This is a genomic window from Rhizobium sp. P28RR-XV (genome assembly GCF_012641385.1).
In the GTDB taxonomy this organism is placed as follows: domain Bacteria; phylum Pseudomonadota; class Alphaproteobacteria; order Rhizobiales; family Rhizobiaceae; genus Rhizobium.
The window spans coordinates 229,773-254,615 of sequence record NZ_JABAIG010000005.1 but is presented as its reverse complement, the minus strand read 5'-3'; the positions used below and the strand labels follow the sequence as shown (position 1 = coordinate 254,615).

The 24,843-nt window shown below is 58.0% G+C and carries 26 protein-coding genes; 17 read left to right on the top strand and 9 right to left on the bottom strand.

What is annotated here, in order from left to right:
* The first annotated feature begins 21 nt into the window (after positions 1-21).
* Positions 22-522, top strand: coding sequence for a DUF995 domain-containing protein (locus HGP12_RS12755; protein ID WP_168878975.1), 501 nt, complete (start codon positions 22-24; stop codon positions 520-522).
* Between the two features lie 116 nt (positions 523-638).
* Here the strand turns inward: HGP12_RS12755 and HGP12_RS12750 are convergent, their stop codons facing one another.
* A complete protein-coding gene (locus tag HGP12_RS12750; protein ID WP_168878974.1) occupies positions 639-944 on the bottom strand; it encodes a hypothetical protein in 306 nt (101 codons plus the stop codon).
* 497 nt (positions 945-1,441) lie between these two features.
* Here HGP12_RS12750 and HGP12_RS12745 point away from each other — a divergent pair, with 497 nt between their 5' ends.
* Both HGP12_RS12745 and dinB read left to right on the top strand, forming a co-directional pair.
* Positions 1,442-2,566, top strand: a complete 1,125-nt coding sequence (locus HGP12_RS12745; RefSeq protein WP_168878973.1) for a helix-turn-helix domain-containing protein — start codon at positions 1,442-1,444, stop codon at positions 2,564-2,566.
* Positions 2,567-2,717: 151 nt separating this feature from the next.
* Positions 2,718-3,815, top strand: a complete 1,098-nt coding sequence (gene dinB / locus HGP12_RS12740; protein WP_168878972.1) for a DNA polymerase IV — start codon at positions 2,718-2,720, stop codon at positions 3,813-3,815.
* Between the two features lie 477 nt (positions 3,816-4,292).
* Here the strand turns inward: dinB and HGP12_RS12735 are convergent, their stop codons facing one another.
* The 6 genes from HGP12_RS12735 to HGP12_RS12710 form a co-directional block, all read right to left on the bottom strand.
* On the bottom strand, positions 4,293-5,198 hold the full coding sequence (locus tag HGP12_RS12735; RefSeq protein ID WP_168878971.1) for a sugar phosphate isomerase/epimerase family protein: 906 nt from the start codon (positions 5,196-5,198) through the stop codon (positions 4,293-4,295).
* Between the two features lie 25 nt (positions 5,199-5,223).
* Positions 5,224-6,258 (bottom strand): Gfo/Idh/MocA family protein, encoded by a 1,035-nt coding sequence (locus HGP12_RS12730; protein WP_168878970.1) that lies wholly within the window; start codon positions 6,256-6,258, stop codon positions 5,224-5,226.
* Positions 6,259-6,283: 25 nt separating this feature from the next.
* Positions 6,284-7,228 (bottom strand): sugar phosphate isomerase/epimerase, encoded by a 945-nt coding sequence (locus HGP12_RS12725; RefSeq protein ID WP_168878969.1) that lies wholly within the window; start codon positions 7,226-7,228, stop codon positions 6,284-6,286.
* 78 nt (positions 7,229-7,306) lie between these two features.
* A complete protein-coding gene (locus HGP12_RS12720) occupies positions 7,307-8,230 on the bottom strand; it encodes a sugar ABC transporter substrate-binding protein (RefSeq protein WP_168878968.1) in 924 nt (307 codons plus the stop codon).
* Positions 8,231-8,342: 112 nt separating this feature from the next.
* The gene (locus HGP12_RS12715) at positions 8,343-9,341 is read right to left on the bottom strand and encodes an ABC transporter permease (RefSeq protein WP_168879129.1); all 999 of its coding nucleotides are present in this window, start codon (positions 9,339-9,341) and stop codon (positions 8,343-8,345) included.
* Positions 9,342-9,355: 14 nt separating this feature from the next.
* The gene (locus HGP12_RS12710; protein WP_168878967.1) at positions 9,356-10,921 is read right to left on the bottom strand and encodes a sugar ABC transporter ATP-binding protein; all 1,566 of its coding nucleotides are present in this window, start codon (positions 10,919-10,921) and stop codon (positions 9,356-9,358) included.
* 163 nt (positions 10,922-11,084) lie between these two features.
* On the opposite strand from HGP12_RS12710, the gene HGP12_RS12705 reads away from it, so the two are divergent.
* From HGP12_RS12705 to HGP12_RS12665, 9 genes are all read left to right on the top strand, one after another.
* Positions 11,085-12,119: a LacI family DNA-binding transcriptional regulator gene (locus HGP12_RS12705; protein WP_168878966.1), complete on the top strand. Its 1,035-nt coding sequence runs from the start codon at positions 11,085-11,087 to the stop codon at positions 12,117-12,119.
* 299 nt (positions 12,120-12,418) lie between these two features.
* Positions 12,419-13,444 (top strand): ABC transporter substrate-binding protein, encoded by a 1,026-nt coding sequence (locus HGP12_RS12700; RefSeq protein ID WP_168878965.1) that lies wholly within the window; start codon positions 12,419-12,421, stop codon positions 13,442-13,444.
* Positions 13,445-13,470: 26 nt separating this feature from the next.
* Entirely contained in the window at positions 13,471-14,481 is a 1,011-nt protein-coding gene (locus HGP12_RS12695; RefSeq protein ID WP_205926453.1) for a FecCD family ABC transporter permease, read from the top strand.
* Positions 14,478-15,239 (top strand): ABC transporter ATP-binding protein, encoded by a 762-nt coding sequence (locus tag HGP12_RS12690; protein WP_168878963.1) that lies wholly within the window; start codon positions 14,478-14,480, stop codon positions 15,237-15,239. The genes HGP12_RS12695 and HGP12_RS12690 overlap by 4 nt, the downstream gene beginning before the upstream one ends.
* A gap of 214 nt (positions 15,240-15,453) precedes the next feature.
* Positions 15,454-16,221 (top strand): SDR family NAD(P)-dependent oxidoreductase, encoded by a 768-nt coding sequence (locus HGP12_RS12685; RefSeq protein WP_168878962.1) that lies wholly within the window; start codon positions 15,454-15,456, stop codon positions 16,219-16,221.
* A 119-nt stretch (positions 16,222-16,340) separates the two neighbouring features.
* Positions 16,341-17,636 carry a bifunctional sulfur transferase/dioxygenase Blh gene (gene blh / locus HGP12_RS12680; protein WP_168878961.1) on the top strand — a complete coding sequence of 432 codons (1,296 nt, stop codon included), beginning with the start codon at positions 16,341-16,343 and terminating at the stop codon, positions 17,634-17,636.
* Positions 17,630-17,974, top strand: a complete 345-nt coding sequence (gene bigR / locus HGP12_RS12675) for a sulfite-sensing transcriptional repressor BigR (RefSeq protein WP_168878960.1) — start codon at positions 17,630-17,632, stop codon at positions 17,972-17,974. The genes blh and bigR overlap by 7 nt, the downstream gene beginning before the upstream one ends.
* Positions 17,971-18,378, top strand: coding sequence for a YeeE/YedE family protein (locus HGP12_RS12670; protein ID WP_168840688.1), 408 nt, complete (start codon positions 17,971-17,973; stop codon positions 18,376-18,378). Before bigR ends, HGP12_RS12670 begins: the two co-directional genes overlap by 4 nt.
* Positions 18,375-18,812, top strand: a complete 438-nt coding sequence (locus HGP12_RS12665) for a YeeE/YedE family protein (RefSeq protein ID WP_168878959.1) — start codon at positions 18,375-18,377, stop codon at positions 18,810-18,812. Before HGP12_RS12670 ends, HGP12_RS12665 begins: the two co-directional genes overlap by 4 nt.
* Positions 18,813-19,107: 295 nt before the next feature.
* Here HGP12_RS12665 and HGP12_RS12660 read toward each other — a convergent pair whose 3' ends face one another.
* Positions 19,108-19,593 carry an Lrp/AsnC family transcriptional regulator gene (locus HGP12_RS12660; protein ID WP_168840690.1) on the bottom strand — a complete coding sequence of 162 codons (486 nt, stop codon included), beginning with the start codon at positions 19,591-19,593 and terminating at the stop codon, positions 19,108-19,110.
* Positions 19,594-19,778: 185 nt separating this feature from the next.
* Between HGP12_RS12660 and HGP12_RS12655 the strand changes: the two genes are divergently transcribed.
* The 5 genes from HGP12_RS12655 (at position 19,779) to HGP12_RS12635 (ending at position 23,806) form a co-directional block, all read left to right on the top strand.
* Positions 19,779-20,558: an ABC transporter ATP-binding protein gene (locus tag HGP12_RS12655; RefSeq protein ID WP_168878958.1), complete on the top strand. Its 780-nt coding sequence runs from the start codon at positions 19,779-19,781 to the stop codon at positions 20,556-20,558.
* A gap of 40 nt (positions 20,559-20,598) precedes the next feature.
* Positions 20,599-21,372, top strand: coding sequence for a transporter substrate-binding domain-containing protein (locus HGP12_RS12650; protein WP_168840692.1), 774 nt, complete (start codon positions 20,599-20,601; stop codon positions 21,370-21,372).
* An 11-nt stretch (positions 21,373-21,383) separates the two neighbouring features.
* Positions 21,384-22,109 (top strand): ABC transporter permease, encoded by a 726-nt coding sequence (locus tag HGP12_RS12645; protein WP_168878957.1) that lies wholly within the window; start codon positions 21,384-21,386, stop codon positions 22,107-22,109.
* An 11-nt stretch (positions 22,110-22,120) separates the two neighbouring features.
* Entirely contained in the window at positions 22,121-22,810 is a 690-nt protein-coding gene (locus tag HGP12_RS12640) for an ABC transporter permease (RefSeq protein WP_168878956.1), read from the top strand.
* 63 nt (positions 22,811-22,873) lie between these two features.
* Entirely contained in the window at positions 22,874-23,806 is a 933-nt protein-coding gene (locus HGP12_RS12635; protein WP_168878955.1) for a homocysteine S-methyltransferase family protein, read from the top strand.
* 194 nt (positions 23,807-24,000) lie between these two features.
* Here the strand turns inward: HGP12_RS12635 and HGP12_RS12630 are convergent, their stop codons facing one another.
* On the bottom strand, positions 24,001-24,825 hold the full coding sequence (locus HGP12_RS12630) for a transporter substrate-binding domain-containing protein (RefSeq protein WP_409527211.1): 825 nt from the start codon (positions 24,823-24,825) through the stop codon (positions 24,001-24,003).
* Positions 24,826-24,843 lie beyond the last annotated feature (18 nt).

Genomic DNA, 24,843 nt, shown 5'->3' with positions numbered 1-24,843 from the left:
ACAACGGAAGTGGAGGCAAAGATGTCCCTCTTAAGACTCTCGATATCAAGTGCAGCCATATCGCTGTTACTGCTGGGCGGACCGGCACATGCTGCGAGCCGTGAGCATGCCGATTGGATGACCGAGCGCTCGGCCATTCAAGCAACATCGATCAGCGCTTCAGACGTGCGAAGCCTCTACTCCGGCCGATCCTGGATCTGGAAAGACGGTGCCGGCTACTTTTCGGCCAAACAAGGCACCTTCATCGCCTGGTCGCATAACGGTGCCGAGAGAACCTATGCCAAAGGCACCTGGTACGCGACCTTCAACGGCAAGCTATGCATGAAGGCACGTTGGCAAAGCAAGAAGTACGATGTGGAAAAGACCTCCTGCTTTCTGCACCGTGAAAAAGACGGCGCCGTCTATCAGAAGCGTCTACCTGACGGGAAGTGGTATGTATTTCGTCACAACCCGCTAAGACATGACGACGAGGCAATGAAACTGCGCGGAAGCAACGACGTCATCCGGCACTTGCCCAGCTAAGACCGGACACGGAAAAGATATCGAGCAGTCGAGATCAACCGACGCATCGCGATGGATCGAGACATCCGGGACCGTTCTGGCAAGGCGGGATCAATTGCCAGGCGGTTTCCGTTTGGTCACCGATTGTAGCAATGTGACGTGTGTCCAAAGCCGCTTGGCGTGCAGATATAGGGCGCCCCCTTGAAATACTCATCAGCGGAAACCGTTGCCCTCTTGCGAATCTGACCGGTCCCATAAAAGTACATATTGCTTTCGCTTTTCTTCATGTACAGATCGATGGTCTTGTACTTATATTTGTCCACAGGTGCGGAAACCGCATTTTCCACCGGATAGACAAGAAAAAGGGCGCACAAGCAAACAGAAGTCAAGCTTGATACAAGGCGGGAAAGATAAAACTTCGGCTCAATCGGGTTTACTACCATTTGCTTACTTCCATATCCTCTACGTTCGTTTGTGTAGCCATTAATTTATTGCGGTCTCTCGATAAAATTCTTGAAATTATTAGAGAATAATGCTTAAGTAACCGTTACAAGTATTGAAGTAAGGTTTGCGGCAATGCGACCCTCTCGGGTATTAGTTTTGCGTTCCTTGCGATGGCCGCAGGAAATCATCAGCCGGGCAGTTTGGCCTTTTGCCAGGCTGCTCGCCGCGCTACCGAACAGAAATGTCCGCCTCATCAACGATGAGGACGCAACCTATCGTGCGTTTATCCCTCTCTCTTCCTGTTACACTATGGGATCAGATTTGTGCCGGCTTGAAAAGTTGGAAATCAGGCTGGGTATCACGAGACGGCGGCTAATCCACAAACAAATTCCGGCTTTAATATGATCAACTGCTGTGCGTCAGCTGCGGAATTTTCGGTGGGCGCGCTGCAATCACGGCAACTAAACTCGCCATGTAGTATCGAGGGATCGCCGCAATGATGTGGGGCAAAGCAGATATTTCTTGTGAACAGCCCAAGGCTGCCGAGCGGCGGCGCTGGCCTCGTTCTGCGCAGATGCCGCTTTACAGCGAGATCCCGGAAAGTACGGAATTGGCGTCGCTGCCGTTTTCAACGGAGGAACTGCGTCCCGATCGGCAATTTGCGGCCTGGCAGGAGCGCATGGCCCCGCTGATCGATATGCGATTGCAGAATCAAGCAAAAGCCGATGAGCCGTTCGCGGTTAAGCAGGTCGCATGGAACCTCGAAGGTGTCTTGCTCATTCAGCAGGAGGCCCCAGCGTTCAGCTTCGAACGCTCCGCGGAAAAGGTGCGCTTCAGTTCGATAGATCACTGGCAGATCACCTTCCTGCGCACCGGAAAGACATGGACGAGCGTCAACGGCAATGTCGTGGAAAACGAGCCCGGCATGATGGAAATCCGAATGCTGGGCTACCCCTTTTACGGACGGACCTTGCCGGCGCGATCCACGACGCTGATCCTGCCATGCGATCTGTTTGCCGCTCATGGTGGACTGCCGAGCGCCAGCAGCAATATTGTGCTTGGAGGTGAGCGCGTCTCGTTACTTTCGAGTTACATAGATTTTCTCGAAGTCAATCTTCTTCGTTTAACCAGAGACGATCTTCCAAGCATCAGGAATCAGCTTCGCGAGATGGTGTTTCACACAATTTCCCCCTTGGTGCACGGCCAGATCGATGGCGAGATATCGCAAAGCGGGTTGATGACCCGGGCAAGGCACTTCATTCAGAACAATCTCGGATCCGCGGAATTGACGCCGGAAACGCTAAGCCGTGAACTGGCAATTTCGCGGACCCGTCTTTACGAGCTGTTCCAAACCTCGAGCGGAGTGCTCAACTACATCCGAAGAAGACGGCTTCTGGCTGCGCGCGCCGCACTTAACGATCCCGCCGACGGCCGGAAAATCGGCGAGATCGCCAATCAATTCGCCTTCGAGTCCGCCGCCAACTTCTGCCGGGCCTTCACGCATGAGTTCGGCTACAATCCAAGCGAAGTGCGCAGGCATTCACGGGATTTCAAGATGGAAGCGCCGTCGCGCACGGCTGTGTCGAGTTTCGATAATTGGCTCAGCACGCTTGGGCTTTGACAATCCGGCTTGCCGCGATGTCACTAAGCTCTGTCCGACAAGCTCCGCAGTCGGTTTGATATCGCCGCTAAGGATGATATGTTCCGCATTTGTTTCAGTCCGCCACGATTTGCGGTAATGCTGAAACGGAACTCCGATTGCCGAGACGATAATGAACGATATGAGCTCGACGCCTGTCCGCAAAATCATCCATGTGGACATGGATGCCTTTTACGCGTCGGTCGAACAGCGGGACAATCCCGAACTGCGCGGCAAGCCGCTTGCGGTCGGCGGGTCCGCCGCGCGCGGCGTGGTGGCGGCAGCAAGCTATGAGGCCCGCGCCTTCGGCGTTCGCTCGGCCATGCCGTCGGTGACGGCGAAGCGCAAATGCCCGGATTTGATTTTCGTGCCGCCGCGCTTCGACGTCTATAAGGCCGTATCGCAGCAGATCCGCGAGATCTTCGCCGAATATACGCCACTGATCGAGCCGCTATCGCTCGACGAGGCGTATCTCGACGTCACCGAAAACCTCAAGGGCATGCAGATCGCCACCGAGGTCGCGCTGGAGATCCGGGCGAGGATCAAGCAGATCACCGGACTCAATGCCTCAGCCGGCATCTCCTATAACAAGTTCCTTGCCAAGATGGCGAGCGATCTGAACAAGCCCAACGGCCAGGCGGTGATCACGCCGAAGAACGGACCGGCATTTGTCGAGGCTCTCCCGGTCAGCAAATTCCATGGTGTCGGACCGGCGACCGCCGAGCGTATGCGCAAGTACGGGATCGAAACCGGGCTCGATCTAAAATCGAAGTCGCTGGCCTTCCTGCAGGAGCATTTCGGAAAGGCCGGGCCATATTTCTATGGGATTGCCCGCGGCATCGACCAACGCCAGGTGAGGCCCGACCGGGTCCGTAAATCCGTCGGCGCGGAAGATACGTTTCCCGAGGATATCGACGAGCTCGGTCCGGCGACGGCAGAATTGCGGCCGTTGGCAGAAAAGGTCTGGCGCTACTGCGAGACAAGCGGCATCAGCGGCAAGACGGTGACCGTGAAGATCAAATATTCGGATTTCACGCAGGCAACGCGCAGTCGGACAACCCTATTTCCGGTCACAAATATGGGTGAAATCCTTGAAGCGGCAACCGCGCTTCTGGCAACCGTCCATCCGTTCAAGCGACCCATTCGGCTGCTCGGCATCACGCTTTCCTCCCTGACGAACGAAGGAACCGACGACAGCCGATCACAATCGCAGCTCGATCTCGGTATCTGACGGTCGGTCACGGGAGCTATACCGCCGATCTGACTCGGCATGGTTCGGGCCTAGAGCGTTTTTGCTTCTACGCAATTCCGGACGGGAAACCGCGATGCACTGGAATTGCTCTAGCGAAGCTACGCCCTTCTTGGCTCACTCATAGCAGCCAAGCTCGGCCTCGTAACGGGCGATAGCTTGTTGATTCAAGACGAGCACGGCATGCGAAATTGCAATGCGCGTTTCCAGCAAGACAGATTTGTCGTTCTCGAGCGCCCTGTGCACGGTCGCCCTTCCGTATCCGGTCATCCTAACGATCTGTGATATCGTGCAGAACCTTGTCCTCGGAACTACTCCCAGCTCGGTAATCTTCATCCGGGCGACCCCACATGGTTTCCGACTCACACTGCACCGGGTATTGGAAGACCGGTTGAGCGCCATTCACAGCGAATAGCGTCTCTCCAAGATCAGCAATCAGGCTGGGTCCGCTGGCAGCTGTTACTTCTTCCAGTACTTGTCTACATAGTTCTGAATCTCTGATCGCATGAATCGTCCGGAAGCATCAGCCCGATCTTCCCAGCCGAATACGCAGGCCGTAACGATCCCGTCGAAACCGACTTCCGCCAGCGATGAGAAAAATGCGTCCCAATCGATTTCGCCCTGGTACATATCCATGTGCTGATGGATGGTCACCTTCGCGCCCGGCGGGTTGATGATGTACCGCAATCCCGACGATGCCTTGTGATTATATGTGTCGGCCACATGTACATGTGCAATCAGATTGCCGGCGTCACGGATCATCTTCGCCATATCGTCGCCGAAGTAGAAGGTGTGCGGTGCGCAATAGAGAAACCTGACGTTCTTCGAGCCGATCGTCTTCAGCATGTCGATCGCCGGATGCAGCGCCTCGCACCAGTCTTCAGGATGCGGTTCCATATTGAGATTGACGCCTTCCTTTTCGAAGACCGGCACCAGTTCCTCGATCGAGCGCCACCATGCGGCTTCGCTGTGCTCGTGCGTGAAGTGGCCGCCGCAGCAATTGGAGCGATGGCCGCGATCCGGAGACGGGCCACGGCCGAATTCGGAGTTCATGGTATCGACGCCGAGCTCGACGGCGAGATGAATGGCTTCCTTCCAATAAGAGACGGCTGCCTTGCGTTCATCTTCATGTGGGCTTGCCCAGCGATACATCGGCAGCAGCGAAGCCACCTGAACGCCATGATCCTTCAGTGCCTTTTTGAATTCGTTGATGCGTTCCTTGTGAGCACGCGGTCGCACCCACCACGGAAGCAGGTCGTCGCGCGGCGAGACCTCGATATACTCATATCCCAGCTCCGCGGCTTTACGGCACAGATCGTTAAGCGGCAGATGCCGATGCATGTGGGGATCTAGCGCGATCTTCATGTCTATTTTCCCTTGCTGGAACCAATCAGGCTGCGGGCTTCAGGACGCTGTGCGCATAAAACGAAGGCCGCTCGCCGATCTGGATGGGCACGATCCGACCGGAGTGCTTTGCTTCGACGCAGGCGTCGGCAGTCACCGAGGCGAAATAACCGTCCCAGGCGGTCGGGCCGCGAACAACGCCTTCCTTGACGGATTCAATCCACTCCTGAAGCTCCACGTCGTAGCTGTCGATGAAGCGAAGTTTCCAGTCCTGAAGGATTTCATGGCTGAGCTTGGCATCCTTGCGCAGCAGAACGCTCATGGGTTCGGGTAGGTAGCCGATGCCATCTTCGCCGACGACCTGGCACTGGATATCGTAACCATAGGGGCAATTCACGAAGACCTCGACATCGATCCTAATGCCCTTCTTCGTTTCGAGAAGGATCATATGCGGATCATCGAGATCCTGGCGGGCATGCTTCGTCTTGCGCGGCATAATCACCTGCGCCGACACATAATCATCATCCAGAAGCCAGCGAAGCACGTCGATTTCATGGACGAAGGAATCGGTGATCGCCATATCGCCGGCATAGACGTCCGGGACGGACGGATTGCGATGGGCGCAATGCACCATGAGTGGCTCGCCCAGGTTTCCGTTGACGATCTGCTCCTTCAGCAGGCGATAGCTCCTGTCGTAGCGGCGCATGAAGCCCACCTGGACAAGCTGCCGCCCGCTGGCGATCTCGGCATCGACGATATTGCGGCAGGCCGCAGCGGTTGTCGCAAGCGGCTTCTCACAAAAGACTGGCTTTCCGGCCGCGATCGAGGCCAGAACGAATTCGTCGTGCGTCGGGCCCCAGGAGGCGACGACAACGGCATCAACGTCAGGGTCAGCTATCAGCTCTTGTGCGCTGTCAAAAACGCGCGCTGCCGGTGTTAGGCTTTTTGCGACGGCTTCCGCCTGCGTTTTGTTGATATCGTTCACGGCAACGACCGTCGATCCGACAAGGCGGTTATGGAGGCGCTCGATGTGTTCCTGGCCGATGGCTCCGGTTCCGATAACGCCGATTTTGAGGGTCATTTTGGCTTGTCCTGTTGAATGGGTATCAGTCGAGATCGCGGGGCAATGCGAGCTTCAGTGTGGTCAGAGATTTCTTGACGCCGGTGAGCGGCTCCATGCCAGCGTCTTCCATTTCGAGACTGACGGGACCGTCGTAGCCAACGAAACGGGCGACGGCGAAAAACTCCTTCCACCACCGAACGTCGTGCCCGTGGCCGAGTGCGACGTAGTTCCATGAGCGCTTCGCGATGTCGTTGATCCAATAGGTGTCGATCAGACCATTGGCTTCGGCCAGTGTTCGCTCGAGCCGAACATCCTTGGCATGCATATAGTGGATCGCATCACCGAGCAGGCGGACAGCCGCGATCGGATCGCCGCCCATCCACATGTGATGGCTCGGATCAAAATTCATGCCGACGACGGGGTCGACATGTTCACGCAGCCTGAGCATGTTTGCCGGATTGTGGATCATGGTCGCACCGAGATTCTCGATTGCGATCCGCACGCCGCATTCCTTGGCGAGCGCTCCTGCTTTTTGAAAATACGGAATTAGGACATCGTTCCACTGATAATCCAGCGCTTTTTCATGCTCCGGCAGAATGACGTGCGTAATCCAGTTCGGGAGTTCGTCCTTCGGCGTGCCGCCCGGGCAGCCGGACATCATGACGACTGTCTTGACACCAAGCTTTTCTGCCAGCCGGAGGGTCTTGTCGACGACGGCACGATGCTCCTCTCCGTTGGGCCCGGGATGGAGTTGGTTTCCGGAGCAATTGAGAGCACCAATCGAAAGGCCGCGGCGTTCGAGGCTGCCGAGAAAGTTCTTCCGCGCAAGCTCACTCGACAAGAGTTCGTCGAGCTTCAGATGCGGCGCCTTCGACCAGTTGCCGCAACCTAGTTCGACGGCTTCGAAGCCCAGCCCGGAAACGGTGTCGAGCATATCCTCGAATGGGAGGTATCCGAGAATGTCGGTTACCAGACTTAATCGCATCATTTCATAGCTCCGGAAATTCTTTGCATGATGTCCCTGCGTGCCGGGGCTAACCGCCCCGACACGCTTGCTCAGGAGGACTTACTTCTTCATGTACTGATCGACGTTGTCCTTGGTGATCGACTCGAACGGCACGAGCTTTTCGGCCGGCGGCTGCTCACCCTTCCTGATACCTTCAACGACCTCAAAAGCGGCCTTGGCCTGACCATCGGCATTCTGAAAGATCGTCTGCGACATCTCGCCTGCCTTGATGGCATTGAGCGCGTCCGGGACGCCGTCGACACCGGCGATCATCACGCCCTTCAGGCGATCGGCGCCCTGTAGTGCCTGAAGAGCACCAAGCGCCATCTGGTCGTTGGCGGCGACGATCGCGTCGAATTTCGGAAAGCTCTGGACCCAGTCTTCGGTGACCTTCATGCCTTCGGCACGATCGTAGTTGCCCGTTAGGCTCGCGAGGATCTTGACATCGGGACGGCCGAGAGACTCTTCAAAACCCTTCTTGCGCTCCTGCGAATGGTAAAGGCCCGGAGTCCCTTCCAGATAGAGAATCTGAGCATTCTTCGGCAGATGTTCCTTCATGTATTCGGCTTGCATCTTGCCTGCGTCGATATTCTTTGATCCGACGAAAGTATATTTGCCGCCGGCCGACTGGATGCCGAGCGCGACGACCGGAATACCCGCGGCATTCGCCTTCTCGACACCAGGCACGATGCCTTGATAGTCGACCGGAACGACGACGATGGCGTTGACCTTCTGGGCGATGAAGTTATCGATCTGATCGAGCTGCTTGCTGGCGTCGTTATTGGCGTCGGCAAACTTGATGTCGACGTTCGGATCGGTTTTCGCGGCATCGATGAAGGCTGTCTTGCGCGCCATGACGAACACGTCGGTGTCTGCCATGTTGGCATAGCCGACGACAAACTTGTCGGCGGCGAGCGCACCGGTTGCTGAAAGAGCGGCGGCGGATACGGCGCAGGCGAGTGCAATTCTGGCAATGAGTTTCATTGGTTCTCCTCCCATAGGCGTTTCAAAACTTGAGGTTTTCCGGCGCCGATTTGCGCCGACACACAGGTGGTCCTCCGCGAAAGCGGTTCGCTGCTCTCCGGGGACATTTTGATCAGGCCTTCTTCTTGCTGCGGGCCGATTTCGTCCAAACATCAAGGACGACCGCAATGGCGATGATCAGGCCCTTGATGATCTGCTGCCAGTATGAGCTGACATTCATAAGATTGAGGATATTGTTGATGACACCGATGATCATCGCTCCGATGACCGTGCCGGTGATGGTCCCGGTGCCGCCCATCAGGCTGGTGCCGCCGACGACGACTGCCGTGATCGCATCGAATTCATAGCCGACGCCACCAGCGGGCTGCCCGGAATTGATGCGGGACATGAGGACTATGCCGGCGACTGCGCATAGGATTCCGTTGAAGATGAACGCTTTGATGATGATGCTGTTGGGATTGATGCCGGAAGCGCGAGCCGCGCGGTCATTGCCGCCGACGGCATAGACGTAGCGCCCGAACTTGGTCTTGTTGAGCAATATCCACGAGATCACGACAAAGGCCGCTAGGATCAGAACGGAGACGGGGACCGGTCCGAGGGAGCCCTGCCCGATCACCTTGAATTCACCCAGACCCGAAACCGGGGCTCCGCCGGTGTAGAGCAGCACCGCGCCGCGTGCGACAGTCGTCATCGCCAATGTCATGATAAAGGATGGAATGCGGAAGAAGGTGATGACGAAGCCATTAACGAAGCCCGTGACCATTCCGACCGCGACGCCTGCTGCTACGGCCAGCGCTATGCTTCCGGTCGTCGCCATGACGCTGGTCGCGATCACGCCGCACAGCGCCAGGACCGATCCGAGGGAAACGTCGATTTGGCCGAGAATGATGATGAATGTCACGCCGCATGCCAGCAGGCTGACGACAACAACCTGGCGCAGAACATTCGTGAGATTGGCTTCCGTCAGAAAGGTCGGGCTCAGGAGCGACGCCAGGATGCAGATACCGACGAAAATCAGCACGGTGCCGTATTTGCGATAGATCAAAGCGAAGTCGATCCCGCGCGACTTGGCCTTGGCTTTCGGCGCCATGCCTTTGGTGACCGCAGTCATCGGTTCGGTATTCATCACTGTCCTCCCGTTGCGAGGCGCATGATGCTTTCCTGATTGGCCTCGCTTCTTGTCAATTCGCCGGCGACGCGGCCCTCGCACATAACGACGACACGGTCGCTCATTCCAAGGATTTCCGGCAGTTCCGACGAGATCATGATGATCGCCAGCCCCTGCCGTGCGAATTCCGTCATCAGTCGGTGGATCTCGGATTTCGATCCGACGTCGATGCCGCGCGTCGGCTCATCCAGAATGAGCAGCTTGAGATCCCCGAGAAGCCACTTGGCGAGCACGATCTTCTGCTGGTTGCCGCCGCTGAGGTTCTCCACAATCATCGTTGTATCGGGCGTCTTGATCTGCAGCATCTTGATCATGCGTTGGGCTGCGGTTTCTTCCTGCCGCTCGCTGATGAAGAGACCGCCGGCAAACTTCTTGAGGTTGGCAAGAGAAATGTTCTCGCCGACCGAACGACACAGCACGAGTCCCTCAGCTTTCCGATCCTCGGACACCATGGCGATGCCGTGCGAGATCGCATCCTTCGGCGACCTCAGCTTCAACGTGGAACCGTTTAGCCGGATGGTGCCGCCATCAGGCGGCTCGAGGCCGAAGATCACGCGGGCGACTTCGGTACGACCGGCACCGATCAGACCCGAAAAGCCAACAATCTCGCCGGCACGCACCGTGAAGGTAACGTCCTCGAATGCGCCAGTGCGGTAAAGATTCTCGACGGAGAGGACGACGTCTCCGATCGGAACCTCTTCCTTCGGGAAGATGCTCGAAATGGTACGACCGACCATCTGTGAAATAAGCTTGGATGCGTCATATTCGCTGGCAGGTGCGGCGGCGACGAACTGGCCGTCCCGCATGACGGTGATATCGTCGGCAATCTGGAAGATTTCATCCATTTTGTGGGTGATATAGATGATGGCCACGCCATTCGCCTTGAGATCCGCAATCTGCCGGAACAGCATAGCCACCTCGGTATCGCTGATGGCCGAAGTCGGCTCGTCCATGATGACGAGCGATGCTTTCCTCGAAATCGCCTTCACGATCTCGATAAGCTGCATGGCGGCGATCGAAAGATCGCGCATCTTTGTTTCCGGGCTGTATTTCAAGCCAAGCCGATCGAGAAGCGCCTTAGTGTCCGCATTCAATCTCGCGAAATCGACGAAAGGGGACAGAAAGCCCTTTTTCGAAACTGCCGGCTCGCGCCCGAGAAAGATGTTTTCCGCGATTGTCATGTCCAGGACCGGGCTCAGTTCCTGATGGATCATGGAAATGCCGCGCGCCAGCGCCGCAGTGGTATTCTGTCCGCCCAGCGTCTCGCCCATAAACACGATTTCTCCGCTGTCGATCGTGTAGACGCCGGAAAGAATCTTCATGAGCGTCGACTTGCCGGCTCCATTCTCGCCGACAAGCACATGGACGGTGCCGGCGCGGACTTTGAGGTGCATTCCATCGAGCGCCAGCACGCCGGGGAATGCCTTTACGATGTCGCGCATCTCGAGAACGATGTCGTCGTTCGGCAAAACATGTTCGCTGGCGCGCTCGGTGAGACGCGCCTGGTCAACGGCTGCTGGCATCTCTGCCCTCCTCCCTCAATTCGCCCTTCCGGCATTCTTTGTGATGACTGAATGCTTCCTCCAGTGAAGTGAAACCACCATACTTTCCCTGTTTCTGTCAATTTCCACCTGGACGTTTCTTTCAAAACATTCCAAGATTGCTTTCAAATTCTGAGAGATCATCATGAGTAGACCAACCATCGCAGATCTGGCAAAGGCCGCAAACGTAGGGATTTCCACGGTCGACCGCGTTCTCAACGGGCGCGATCCTGTTCGTCCCCAGACGGCAGAGCGTGTCCTCCTTGCAGCCGAACGGATCGGCTTTCATGGCGTGACCGCGATCAAACGGCGGCTCGAAAACGATAAGCCGGTGATTAAGTTCGGATTCCTGCTGAAGCAGTCCCATCGCAAGCTCTATCAAATGTGGGGGGAGGTCCTGACCAAGGCAGTCGAGGCCTATCCTGATGCTCATGGGCGCGCGGTTGTGCGCTTCGACGACGAACTCGCTCCGGAACGTACTGCGGACGCGCTCCTTGCCCTTAGCCGCGAGGTCGATGCCATCAGCATCATTACTTCGGACCATCCCCAGGTAAACCATGCCGTCGACGGACTGGAAGCGGAGGGCATTCCCCTCTTCACGATGATTTCCGATCTGACGGCGCCAGGAAGGGCCGGTTACGTCGGAAACGACTGCGTTAAAAAGGGCCGAACTGCCGCCTGGTTCATTGACAACGTCAATTCAGCTCCGGGAAAAGTCGGGGTTTTCGTCGGCAGCCATCGCTATCTGTCGCAGGAACTCTGCGAGATGGGATTCAGGTCTTATTTCCGAGAAAGCGCGTCGGAATTCCAGATGATGGAAACGCTGGGCACGCTCGAGGAGCCGCAGATCGCCTACGAGCTAACGCAAAGGCTGCTTCGAACCGAACCCAATTGGGTTGGCCTCTATGTTGCCGGAGGTGGCGTCACGGGCGTAATGAGAGCGCTGCGCGAAGATGGCGGTCCCGCCGCCAAACGATTGGTGGTCGTTGCTCATGAATTGACAAACGAGACGAGAGCTGGGCTGGCCGAGGGATTGATCAAGGTTGTCCTATCCCATCCCGCAAAGCTGCTTGCCGATACGCTTGTCCGCGCGATGGCCGAAGCCATGGATACCCATAGAACATCGACAGTGTCTCAACATATCCTCCCCTTCGAGATCCACACGGCAGCGAATATTTAGAGCAATGCCTTCTCATGCCCCTTGGGGCAGCGCGACCCATGAAATATGGATCGCCATGGGCAATCTCGTTATCGAAAATCTTGTCGCCCATTTGAGATATCATTCCGCCAACGACCGTAAATTGAGATGGAACACAGGCCAAATGCCGCTGTTTCTTTCCGGGCGAAGGTGATCTGCCTTGAGCGGAATCTGCAGAAATATGAGTAAATTCCTCTTGTTTGTGACCGGGTGACAAGGCTATACCGCCGCGGGTGTTTTTACCCGTTCATATTTGGCCGCAAACGATCAGGATGTTTTTCGTGACCATATTGAAATCACTTTTGGCCGTCTCGGCCCTTTGCGCGGCGCTCGGCCTTGCTGTACCGGCGGCGTCCGCCGCATCGACCAGCTATCCCCTGACAATCGACAATTGCGGCGCCAAGGTCACATTTCAGAAAGCACCGGAACGGGCGATCGGGCTCGGCCAGAACGGTGCCGAAATTCTTCTTTTGCTTGGTCTGCAGGACAAAATGGTTGCCACCGCCTTCTGGCCGAGCAAGGTTCTGCCTGAGCTCGCCGAGGCGAATTCCAAGGTCAAATTGCTGACCGTCGAGTTCCCGACGTTTGAATCGATCCTCTCGGAAAATCCCGATTTCGTGGCTGTTGCCTTACCAAGCCTGATGGGACCGAACAGCAAGGTTGCCAAGCGCGAGGATTTCGAGAAGGTCGGCATCCCGACCTATCTGTCTCCCAGCACGTGCCTGAGCACGGCCGCGGTTAAGGACCAGTATGGCAGCCGCAAAGAACTATGGAACATGGATCTCCTCTATAAGGAGATCGACGAGCTCTCACAGATCTTCGATGTGTCCGACCGCGGCCAGACATTGATCACGGACTTCAAGGCGCGCGAGGCCGCACTGCGCTCTCGCGTGTCGAAAGACGGCAAGCAGCTTTCCTATGTCTTCTGGTTTTCGAGCCAATCCCCCTCTTCCGACGCCTATCTGGGCGGAAAGTACGGCGCCTCCGGCTTCATCGCCGACCTTCTTGGCGGCCGCAATGCCATTACTGCCGAAGCGGAGTGGCCGACACTCGGCTGGGAGAGCATCATCGCGGCCAATCCTGACGTCATTGTCGTCGCCAGTCTCGACCGCAATCGCTGGGAGCTCGATAAGCCGGAAGCCAAGATCAAATTTCTCACCAGCGACCCGGCCGTCAGCCAGCTTCCGGCCGTCAAGAACAAGGCCATTGTCGTCATGGACGGCCAGGCCATGAACCCGACCATCCGCACGATCTATGGCGCCGAGCAGGTGGCCGCGCAGCTCAAGGCGCTTGGTCTGCTGAAGTGATCGACGCGTATCGCAATCTCCAGCACCTGGCTGTCTTCGGCCTGTTTCTATTGGCCTGCCTCGCAGCGATCGGCCTGATCATCGGTGTCAGCGTCGGCATCGGTGATCTGCCGATCCCGCTATCAACGACGTTCTACGCCATCACCAATAGGCTCGGCTGGACGGGCGTGGAGCTCAACCGCATCCACGAAACGGTCATCTGGGACTATCGTCTCAGCCGGGCATTGGTGGCGGCTTTCTGCGGTGCGGGGTTGGCGCTGTCCGGGGCAATCCTGCAGTCGCTCCTTCGAAATCCCCTTGCCGAACCCTATGTGCTCGGCATCTCGGCGGGCGCCTCGACCGGTGCCGTCGCGATCGTCATTCTCGGCATCGGCGCCGGGGCGGCTTCGCTGTCGGCCGGTGCCTTTGCTGGTGCCTTCGCGGCCTTTTTCTTCGTCGCTCTCCTTTCCAACGGCACACGAGGTGGCGCCGACCGCACGATCCTTGCCGGCGTTGCCGCCTCGCAGCTATTCAACGCAGCGACGTCCTACATCGTAACGACATCGGGAAACGCACAACAGGCACGGGATGTGATGTTCTGGCTGCTCGGCAGTTTCGGCGGTGTCCGCTGGCCGGAATTCACGCTGGTATCGACCGTTGTCGGTTTCGGGCTTGCTGCCTGTCTGCTCTACGCCCGCGTCCTCGACGCCTTCGCCTTTGGCGACGAGGCAGCCTCGTCCCTTGGCGTTAATGTCGGGCGAGCGCGGGTGGGTCTCTTTGCGCTGACCGCGATAATGACGGCGACCATCGTCAGCATGGTCGGCTCGATCGGATTTGTCGGCCTCGTCGTCCCGCATGCGGCCCGCTTCGTCGTCGGGCCGCTTCACGTCAGGCTGTTGCCGGCTTGCGCCATCATCGGCGCGATGTTCATGGTGCTGGCGGATATCGCCTCGCGCGCACTCATCCCCCAGCAGGTTCTGCCGATCGGGGTGGTCACGGCGCTTGTCGGCGTCCCTTTCTTTGCGATCATTCTCTACCGGTTCCAGCGCGCATCATGAGCATCAAGGCTGATAACATCATCTGGAAAATCGGCAGGAAGACCATACTCGACGGCGTCTCCTTCGAAGCGCCCGCGGGAAAAATGCTCGGCCTGCTCGGGCCGAACGGATCGGGAAAGACGTCGCTCCTGCGTCTACTGGCCGGATTGAAGAGACCCAATTCCGGCCGCATCACGCTTGACGGGCGCGATCTTGAGAAGATGCCTCGCCGGGCGATCGCACGGCGTGTGGCCTTTGTCGAGCAGCACAGCACGACCAATGCCAATCTCCAGGTCATCGACGTCGTAAAGCTCGGCCGATTTCCGCATCGGTCGATGTTTTCAGGCTGGACTTCGGCCGATGACGAGACGGTGGAAAATGCCCTTGAGCGCGCCGGCATGAAGGAGAAGCGCAACGACCGTTGGCAGAGCCTGTCGGGCGGTGAAAAGCAACGGACCCACATTGCCCGCGCCCTGGCACAGGCACCGAAGGAGCTCATCCTCGACGAGCCGACCAATCATCTCGACATCCAGCATCAGATCAGCCTGATGCGGCTGGTTTCCGGCCTGCCGATCACCAGCATCATCGCTCTTCACGATCTCAACCATGCCGCCATGTTCTGCGACGAGCTGATCATCATGCAGCACGGCCGGATCGTGGCCACCGGCGCCCCGGGAGATGTGCTAACCGAGGACCTTATGCGGGACGTCTTCGCCGTGGAAGCCCGGGTCGAGATCTCGCCTCATCACGAGCGGCCGCATATCCATTATCTGCGATAGGTCACTTGAAGCGAACACCTGTCCTCTCGATTGCGGGCGGCATGCGATCGAAGCAGTCTGATCCGGTAAGCGGACATACGGACCGTGACATCCTTTTCCGTTACTAGCAAAAGACGGCTTACTCTCGCACCGGGCTTGCGAGACGCCGCGAATACATAGAATTATATTACGCATCAATGCCGCATGCCAAAGTGAAGAACATCGGGAGGACCGAATGGCGGATAGGCTCAAGGGCAAGATTGCCATTATTTCAGGCGGGGCCACCGGCATGGGCGGAGCCGCCTCGCGCTTGTTCGCGGCAGAAGGTGCGAAGGTCGCGATCATCGACAGAAATGCCACAGCGGCGGCGGAGACGGTGCAGGCCATTCAACACGCAGGTGGCGTTGCCGATTATTGGGTGGCTGACGTTTCGGACGAAGCAGCCGTCAATGCGGCCGTCAAAGGTATCGAAGAGCGTTTCGGCGCCGTGACCGTACTCTTCAATCATGCCGGCACCATAGTCATCAAGCCGTTCCTCGAGACAACATTGGAGGAATGGGAATGGTTGCATGGCGTCAATGTGCGATCCATGTTTCTCATGACGAAGGCAGTGCTGCTGGGCATGATTGGGGCCGGCGGCGGCTCCATCGTCTGCACATCATCGATCTCGGCGGTTGCGGCAACGCCGATGGAAGTGCTTTACGATACGACGAAAGGCGCCGTGCACATGTTCGCCCGCGCAATTGCCGTCGAGTTTCGCGATCGCAATATTCGTTGCAACGCCGTTTGCCCCGGCTTCATCCGCACGCCGCATGGTTTGCACGAGGTGGCAGCGCTGCAGGCCCTTGGTGTTGATGTTTCGGATGCAGCAATCGCCGCGCAGCAAGGCCGGATCGGAGAGCCGGAAGATGTAGCGCGCGCCGCCCTCTACCTCGCCTCCGACGAGTCCAATTTCGTCAATGGCATCCATCTTTTCGTCGACAACGGATTTACCGCAATCTGAACCTTTGACAGCCCGGCAACAGCGTCTCATTGCCGTCTTGCGAGGCTTGTAGGCTCTCTTGACGCAACTCAATATACAATATATAATAATGTATATTAATTTGAATAGAGAACAGCGCCATGAACGCCGCACAAATCAATGATCGACTGACAGTATCGGCCCAACCGGATACCGCCGCTTTCGCCGGCTTTGCGGAACGCGGCTTCGTGGCGGTCATCAATGCTCGTCCGGACGGCGAAGAGCAGGGTCAACCCGGCAACGCCGCCGAGGCCGCCGCCGCTCGCGCTGTCGGTCTCGGCTATACCTTCCTGCCGGTCACCAACTCCACCATTACCGACGCGGATATCGAGGCCTTTCAGAAAACGTTGAAAGATGCGAAAGGGCCGGTCCTTGCTCATTGCAAGAGCGGGACGCGCGCGCTGGCGCTCTATGCGATCGGCGAGGTGCTCGACGGGCGGATGAAGCGCGAAGACGTGGTGGCCTTCGGTAAGGGTCATGGGTTTGACCTGACGGGCGCGGCCGACTGGCTCGCTCGAAAAGAGAGGAAAATCCCCCATGTCAGGGGCTTTTACGACGCGCGCACCGGCAGCATCCAGTACGTCGTCAGCGACCCGGCAACTCGGACTTGCGCCATCATCGATCCTGTCTTGGATTTCGACGAAAAATCCGGCGCCACCGCAACCCTCAACGCCGATGCGATCCTGGATTACGTGCATGCCGAAGAACTCACCGTTGAATGGATTCTCGATACCCATCCCCATGCCGATCATTTCACGGCAGCCTCCTACCTTAAGCAGAAGACTGGCGCATCGACCGCGATAGGCTCGCATGTGGTTGACATCCAGAAGCTCTGGAAAGACGTCTACAATCAGCCGGATATGGCTGCCGACGGCTCGCAATGGGATCGGATATTTGCCGATGGTGACACGTTCAAAGTCGGCAATCTTGAGGGGCGCGTAATATTCTCGCCCGGCCATACGCTTGCTTCCGTCACCTACGTCGTCGGCGACGCAGCCTTCATTCACGACACGCTATTCATGCCCGATTCGGGCACGGCGCGGTCGGATTTTCCGGGCGGCAGTGCCAAGGCTTTGTGGAGTTCCATTCAGGCGATCCTGACGCTTCCCAATGAAACGCGCCTTTTCACCGGCCACGATTATCAACCTGGCGGTCGAAACCCCAAATGGGAGAGCACGCTCGATGAGCAGAAGCGGTCCAATCCGCATCTCGCCGACATGACGGAAGACCGATTTGTGGCGCTGCGCGAAGCGCGCGACCGGACACTGCCCATGCCGAAGCTGATTCTCCACGCACTTCAGGTGAATGTCCAGGGTGGTCGCTTGCCGGAGCCTGAGGGCAACGGCCGCCGTTATCTCAAGTTCCCGCTCGACGCATTGCAGGGGGCTGCATGGTAACGGAAATCGAAAAATCGGTTCTCTCCGCCATGTCACTCGAGGATATGGCGAGGCGGTCGGCCGAGGTCGCATCTCTCTTGCGGACATTGGCGCATCCCATGCGGCTGATACTCGCATGCACCCTGGCTGAAGGCGAATATTCGGTCAGCGAATTGGAGGAAAAGCTCGACATCCATCAGCCCAATCTGTCGCAACAGCTCGGCGTGTTGCGCGAAGCGGGTATTGTCGAGACCCGTCGAGAGGCCAAGCAGATCTTCTACCGATTGACGGAGGAGAAAGCCGCGCAGCTCATCGAAGCGCTCTATTCGATCTTCTGCCTGCCGGAGGAAAGGTCATGACCCCATACTTGCCCGCACTCCTCGGCGGCATGCTGCTCGGCCTGTCGGCGGTGCTGCTCCTGCTCGTCAATGGCCGGATCGCAGGTATCAGCGGCATTGTCGGCCGTCTTCTCGGTGGGCATCAGGTTGCGACAAACATGGCTTTCATCCTCGGTCTAGCCGTGGGACCTCTTGCGTACGCGACAACCTTCGGGCACCTGCCAGTGGTGAGAATTGCCACCTCCTGGCCGATGGTCCTGGCCGCCGGCCTACTTGTTGGCATCGGCACCCGCATGGGATCGGGATGCACCTCTGGCCACGGCATTATCGGCCTTGCCCGCTTTTCAAAGCGCTCTCTCGCGGCGACTGTCACCTTCCTTACAGCAGGGATCGTCATGGCGACGATCATTGGAACCCTGAGATGAACAGCCAAACCTTAGCAATGTCAGCCGCCTCCATGCTTGCGGGGGTAATCTTCGGCTTCGGTCTCTCCTTGTCCGGAATGATCGATCCCGCGCGAGTCCTCGGCTTCCTCGATGTGGCGGGCGGTCATTGGGATCCCAGCCTGATTTTCGTGCTTGGCGGCGCGCTGCTGGTTGCAACGCCCGGCGTCATGCTTATACGCCGGCTGCGGAAGCCCATGCTCGATGGGCAATTTCACATGCCACAGGCGACGGCGCTCGATACACGCCTTCTTGTGGGCTCAGCGATCTTTGGTTGTGGCTGGGGCTTGGCTGGCCTCTGCCCCGGCCCGGCCGTTTCCGCCCTTTCGATGCCACTGCCGCTCATCTTCCTCTTCGTTGCTACCATGGCGGTCGGCATAGTGCTCTACGATCGTTTGCTTGCACGGTTGCTGTAATATCAATGTTGCGGCAATTCCACCAAAAGCCAGCAGCGCTTTTCCTGGAAAGAAAGCACTACCGAAATATTCGTCGTGCTGCTTTCTTTGATGTTCAGAGACGTCAGCGGAGACCGGCAATCCCAGGCCTACAAACTACAAGCTTTAAATCCGAAACGCACAGAGGCCCGCCTCAACACGGTACACGCATGGCGATATGATAGCCGCCGTGAACGCCATAAGGCGGGTCGATCCTATTGAGGATCGCTCATTGCCGGCAAACTCTTAGCAAGAATGCGTGGCACGTATCTGCCATTTATCGGCCGTCCTCGCCGCCATTTGCCAGCGGAACGAATAATCCGAGTTTCACGTCCCGCAACACCACATTCGTATGCATGCGGCGGATCTGGGGATTTTCCGCCATAATCAAGGCGGCGATGTCGTCATAGTGCTCGACATTGCTGGCGGTGACGATCGCAATGAGGTCAACAGCGCCGGTGACATAATAGACCTGCTGGATGTGATCCTGTTTTTCCGCCCAAAGGCGGAACTTGGCAAGCGCGTCGTAGTTGTCCCGCTCGATCTCCATGCCGACGATGAAGACCATCGAGGTTCCGGTCGCCTTGCGGTCCACGACCGCAATTTCCGCCTTGATGATACCATCCTCGCGCAACCGCTTCAGACGCCGCTGCACGGCGGAGGTCGAAAGGCCAACCTCGTCGGCGATTGCTTCGGCGGTGAGCTGACAGTTGCGTTGGACGATATCGAGAATATCGCGATCAAAACGATCCAGACTTTCCATCCCCATTCCTCTGGCCCATTCCTCTGGCAGGTCGGTGAAATTGCGTGGTGAGATCCCTGTTCTATCACAAAAGACGCGCTTGAAATAGATTTTTGCCTTTTTTGTGCAAAATGATTGGAAATTGCGCGCAAACTCCGCTCATCTTCGCGATATTCTCCGCGAATTGTCTTTTATCGGAATTATGCATGGCAGAGCCGTTCCCCCAGGCACTTTGTGTGGAAGATCTTCACAAGAGCTTTGGTTCACACGAAGTCCTCAAGGGCGTTTCAACCACGGCCAGGCAAGGCGATGTCATTGCCATCATCGGCTCGTCCGGTTCCGGTAAGAGCACGTTGCTGCGATGCATAAACCTGCTCGAAATGCCCGACCGCGGACGCATCGTCGTCAATGGCGAGGAAATCGCCTTGAAGCAGGCACGCCAAGGACGGACGCAGCCGAAAAGCTGGCGGCAGATCGAGCGGATCCGCAGGGGCCTCGGCATGGTATTCCAGAGCTTCAATCTCTGGGCGCACATGACCGTACTCGAAAACGTCATCGAGGCTCCGGTGCATGTTCTAGGGGTCCCTCGCCGCGAGGCGATCGAAAAGGCGCAGGCTCTTCTCGACAAAGTCGGACTTTATGACAAGCGCGATGCCTATCCGGCCTTTCTCTCCGGAGGTCAGCAGCAAAGGGCAGCGATCGCTCGCGCCCTCTGCATCGACCCGGCGGTGATGCTCTTCGACGAGCCGACATCGGCGCTCGACCCGGAACTGGTCGGCGAAGTGCTCAAGGTCATCCGCGATCTCGCGGAAGAAGGCCGGACCATGCTGCTGGTCACGCATGAAATGCGCTTTGCCCGCGACGTCTCGAGCCGCGTTCTTTTTCTGCACCAGGGACGGATCGAAGAAGAAGGCGCGCCGGAGCAGGTCTTCGATGCGCCGCTCAGCGCCCGCTGCCGTGAATTCACCGGCATGCTTTCACCTTGATCCTCCCCGCACAGACAACAACACCAGGAGAACTCCGCACATGAAACTGCTTCCCATGCTGCTTGCCGGCGTAACACTTGCCCTTTCCACCATCACGGCACAGGCCGAGGTCCGTTTCGGAATCATGAACGAATCCTATCCGCCATTTTTCGCCAAGGATGCCTCCGGCAAATGGCAGGGCTGGGAAATCGACATGATGGACGCCGTTTGCGAGCAGATGAAAGAAAAGTGCTCGATCGTCGAGCTTTCCTGGGACGGTCTCATTCCGGCGCTTCAGAGCAAGAAGTTCGATGTCATCTGGTCGTCGATGTCGAACACGGCGGAACGTTCGAAGGTCATCGATTTCACGGACAAATACTACAATACGCCCAGCACGCTGATCGGTCCGAAGGATCAGAAGCCCGGAGCGACGGCGGACGATGTCAAGGGCAAGACCATCGGCATCCAGGTGTCGACCATTCAGTCGGAATACTACAAGAAGTACTTTGCCAAGGTCGCGGACGAAAAGACCTACCAGACGCTCGACGAGGCGTTTCAGGATCTTGCCGCCGGTCGCATCGATTATGTCTTCGGTGATTCACTTGCTCTCGATGCCTTCCTGACGAGCGACGGCGGCAAGGATTGCTGTGCCAAGATGGGCGACGTGGCCGACGACAAGGAAATCCTCGGAGCCGGCGTTTCCGGTGGCCTGCGCAAGGAAGACACCGCGCTCAAGGCAAAGCTCAATGCAGCCATCGCGGCGGTGCGCACCAGCGGCAAATACGACGAAATCACAAAGAAGTATTTCAGCTTCGACATCTACGGCGCCAAGTAAACGACGCGACGATGGCGATCTCCCAGCAAGGCATTCTCGATCTGCTCTCCCCCTATCCGCCCGGATGGGGCGGAGTACTGTTGACGGGAGCCGCCTCCACGGTCGCCATCTCCGCCGGTGCTTTTATGATCGGCCTCGCCCTCGGCATCGGCGGTGCGCTTGGCAAGCTTTCCGGCATCAGGCCACTGAGCCTTTTGCTGGAACTCTACACCACCGCCGTCCGTGCGGTCCCCGAACTGATCCTGATCGTCGGGCTTTACTATGCGGGAATGGACGGTCTCAACCGGATCTTCGCGGCGCTTAATTTCCCGGTCTTCGAACTGAATGGTTTCGCGGTCGCCGTCGCCGTGCTCGGCTTCGTGCAGGGCGCCTACATGACGGAGGTGCTGCGCGGCGCAATCCTTGCCATTCCCATCGGCCAAGTCGAGGCGGCAAAGGCTTTCGGCATGGGGCCTGGTCTGCGTTTCCGCCGCATCATCCTGCCGGCCCTGCTGCCGAACGCGCTACCTGGACTTGCCAATTTATGGATGTCGGTCACCAAAGACAGCGCGCTCGTCGCCGTCGTCGGCTACCAGGAGCTCGCTCTTGCCACGCGCCTCGCCGGTGCGAGCACCAAGCATTACTTCATCTTTTTCCTGGCCTCCGCCCTCATCTATCTCGCCCTGACGCTCGTTTCGAATGCCGTGTTCAAGCTGATCGAACGCCGGGTGCGGCGCGGCCAACCGAAGCTCGCGTGAGGAGAGTTGGCATGACCTTCTCATGGATAAATTCTTATTGGCCGCTCCTGTTGACGGGGGCCTGGCAAACGCTGTCATTGCTCGCCATTTCGGTCATCTTCGGCTTCATCATCGCAATCGGCCTCGCCTTCGCGCAGATTAGCAGCAGTCGTCTTCTCCGATATCTCGCCAGCGGTTATTGCACCTTCTTCCGGGGCACGCCGCTGCTGATACAGCTCTGGCTGCTCTATTACGGCGTCGGCTCTCTTTTGCCGATGATCCCCGGTCTTCGCCAGAGCCTGCTTTGGCCGATCTTGCGCGAAGGCTTTTTCTTCGCCGCCGTCAGCTTCACGCTGAATTACGCGGCATACGAAGCGGAGGTGCTGCGCGGCGCATTGCTTGCCGTTCCGAAAGGCGAGCTGGAGGCCGGGCGCGCTTTCGGCATGCGGCCGTTGACGCTGACGCGGCGCATCTGGATGCCGCGCGCCATTCGCATTGCGCTGCCGACGATCGGCGGCGAAATCGTCATGCAGCTGAAAGCGACGCCGCTGGCTTTCACCGTCACGGTGATGGATCTCTACGCCGTTGCTACGAAGGTGCGTCAGGACACACTGCTCGTCTACGAGCCGCTGATCGTCGTGACCATCTTCTACCTCATCATCACCGCCATTATCGCGCGAGCCTTCCGCTTCCTGGAGGCGCAGGTTCCCGTGCGGCGCTAACCACGGCATGTCGCGCAGGCTCCCACCTCTCCGCATGTCCAATCTATTCTGGAGATCCCATTCATGAGCAAACTCTTGATCCTCGACGGCGGCATGAGCCGTGAACTTCTTCGCCTCGGCGCCGAGCTGAAGCAGCCGGAATGGTCGGCACTCGCGCTGATCAATTCGCCCGAGATCGTTCGACAGGTCCATGACGAATTTATCGCCGCCGGCTCCGACGCCATAACCACCAACAGCTACGCGCTGGTACCATTCCACATCGGTGAAGAGCGGTTCTCGGCGGAGGGAGCTGCCCTGATTGCGCGCGCGGGGCAATTGGCGCGCGACGCCGCCGACGCTTGTAAGGACCGTAAAATCCTGGTTGCCGGTTCCTTGCCGCCGATCTTCGGTTCCTATGAGCCGCAGAACTTCGATCCGTCTCGGGTCCAGGACTATCTCAAGGTTCTGGTGGCAAATCTCGATCCCTATGTCGATGTCTGGCTCGGCGAAACCCTGAGCCTGATCGCCGAGGGGGAAGCCGTTCGCATTGCCGTCGCCGAAACCGGCAAGCCGTTCTGGATCTCGTTCACGCTCGCCGATGACGCAGCACAGCGGAACGGCGCCTCTCCCAAGCTCCGATCCGGAGAAACGGTGGAGGATGCGGCCCAATGGGCCGCTTCTTCGGGTGCAGAGGCGCTTCTGTTCAATTGCAGCAAGCCGGAAGTCATGCGTGAAGCCGTCGACGCGGCTGGACAGGTCTTCAAGAGCGGCGGTTCTGCCCTCCGGATTGGCGTCTATGCCAACGCCTTCGAGGGCGAACAAGGCGAATCCGCCGCCAACGAAGGCCTGCATGCGACCCGCGACGACCTGAACGACGACGCCTATTCACGCTTCGCCTGTTCATGGGTCGATGCCGGCGCAACCATGGTCGGCGGTTGCTGCGGGATTGGCGCGGGACACATTCACCAGTTGAAGAGGTCCCTCATGCATGCCGTTGAGGCGGCAAGTGACATTTAAAGTTCGTAGCAGTATCGGTATTCCAGTATCGGCCTGCAACGATGAAGCTCGGCGACCGTGCGCCGAGCTTCAGAACCGTTCAATTGCGTCGGAAAGGCCGTTAGCAGGCAGCCATGGTGATACCCTCGGTCTCAAGGTTCATGAGGGCCGCGCAGGCTTTGTGAACTGCTGTGATCGCGGTTTTCAATTCCGTTTCACTTCGGCGTGACATCGAAGCCGAACCACTTCTGCGACAGCTTGGCGATCGTGCCGTCCGCCTTGGCTGCAGCGATCGCGTCGTTGAACATGGCCTTCAGGTCGGTATCGTCCTTGCGTAAACCAACCGAGCTGCCCCGGCCGAGCATCCCGCCCTGGAAACGCGGGCCTGTGACGATCATGTCCTCATTGCCCGGCTTTGCCGCCGCTGTCGAAAGATAGGCCATGGATGCCATGATGAGGTCGACACGGCCAGCCTTCAAATCGAGATCGTGCTGCTCGGTCGTCTTGTATTCGCGGATATCGGCGATACCCTTCAAATATTTGTCGAGGAAGGTCGCAGCGATCGATGCGGTCTGTACGCCGATCGTCTTGCCCTTGAGCAGCGGTTCGACCTGCTTCAGCGCGGTGGCGGCACCGGCCTCGTCCGTCGCCAGCGAAAATACCTCACCTTTCAAAGGCAGATTGGCAAGCGGGGAGTCTTTCAATGTCGCAAAGGTCTGACCCGTCGTGCCGTAGGAATCGCTGAAGGCAATGACTTCCTCACGCTTGGCGGTTGCCGACATGCCGGAGACGATCGCATCGAACTTGCCGGCATTCAGCGCCGGGATCATGCCGTCAAAGGGCTGGATTACGGTCGTGCATTCGACCTTCATATGGGCGCAGAAATATTTGATTAGCTCGATTTCGTAGCCATCGAGGCTGCCGTCGGCCTTGGTGAAGTTCCATGGGCGAAACGCGCCCTCGGTTGCGATCGTCACATGTGTCCATTTCTTCTCCTCGGCGCGTACAGCCGTCGAAACGCCCAAGGTGGCAATCAACATGATCGCCGTCAGAATTCC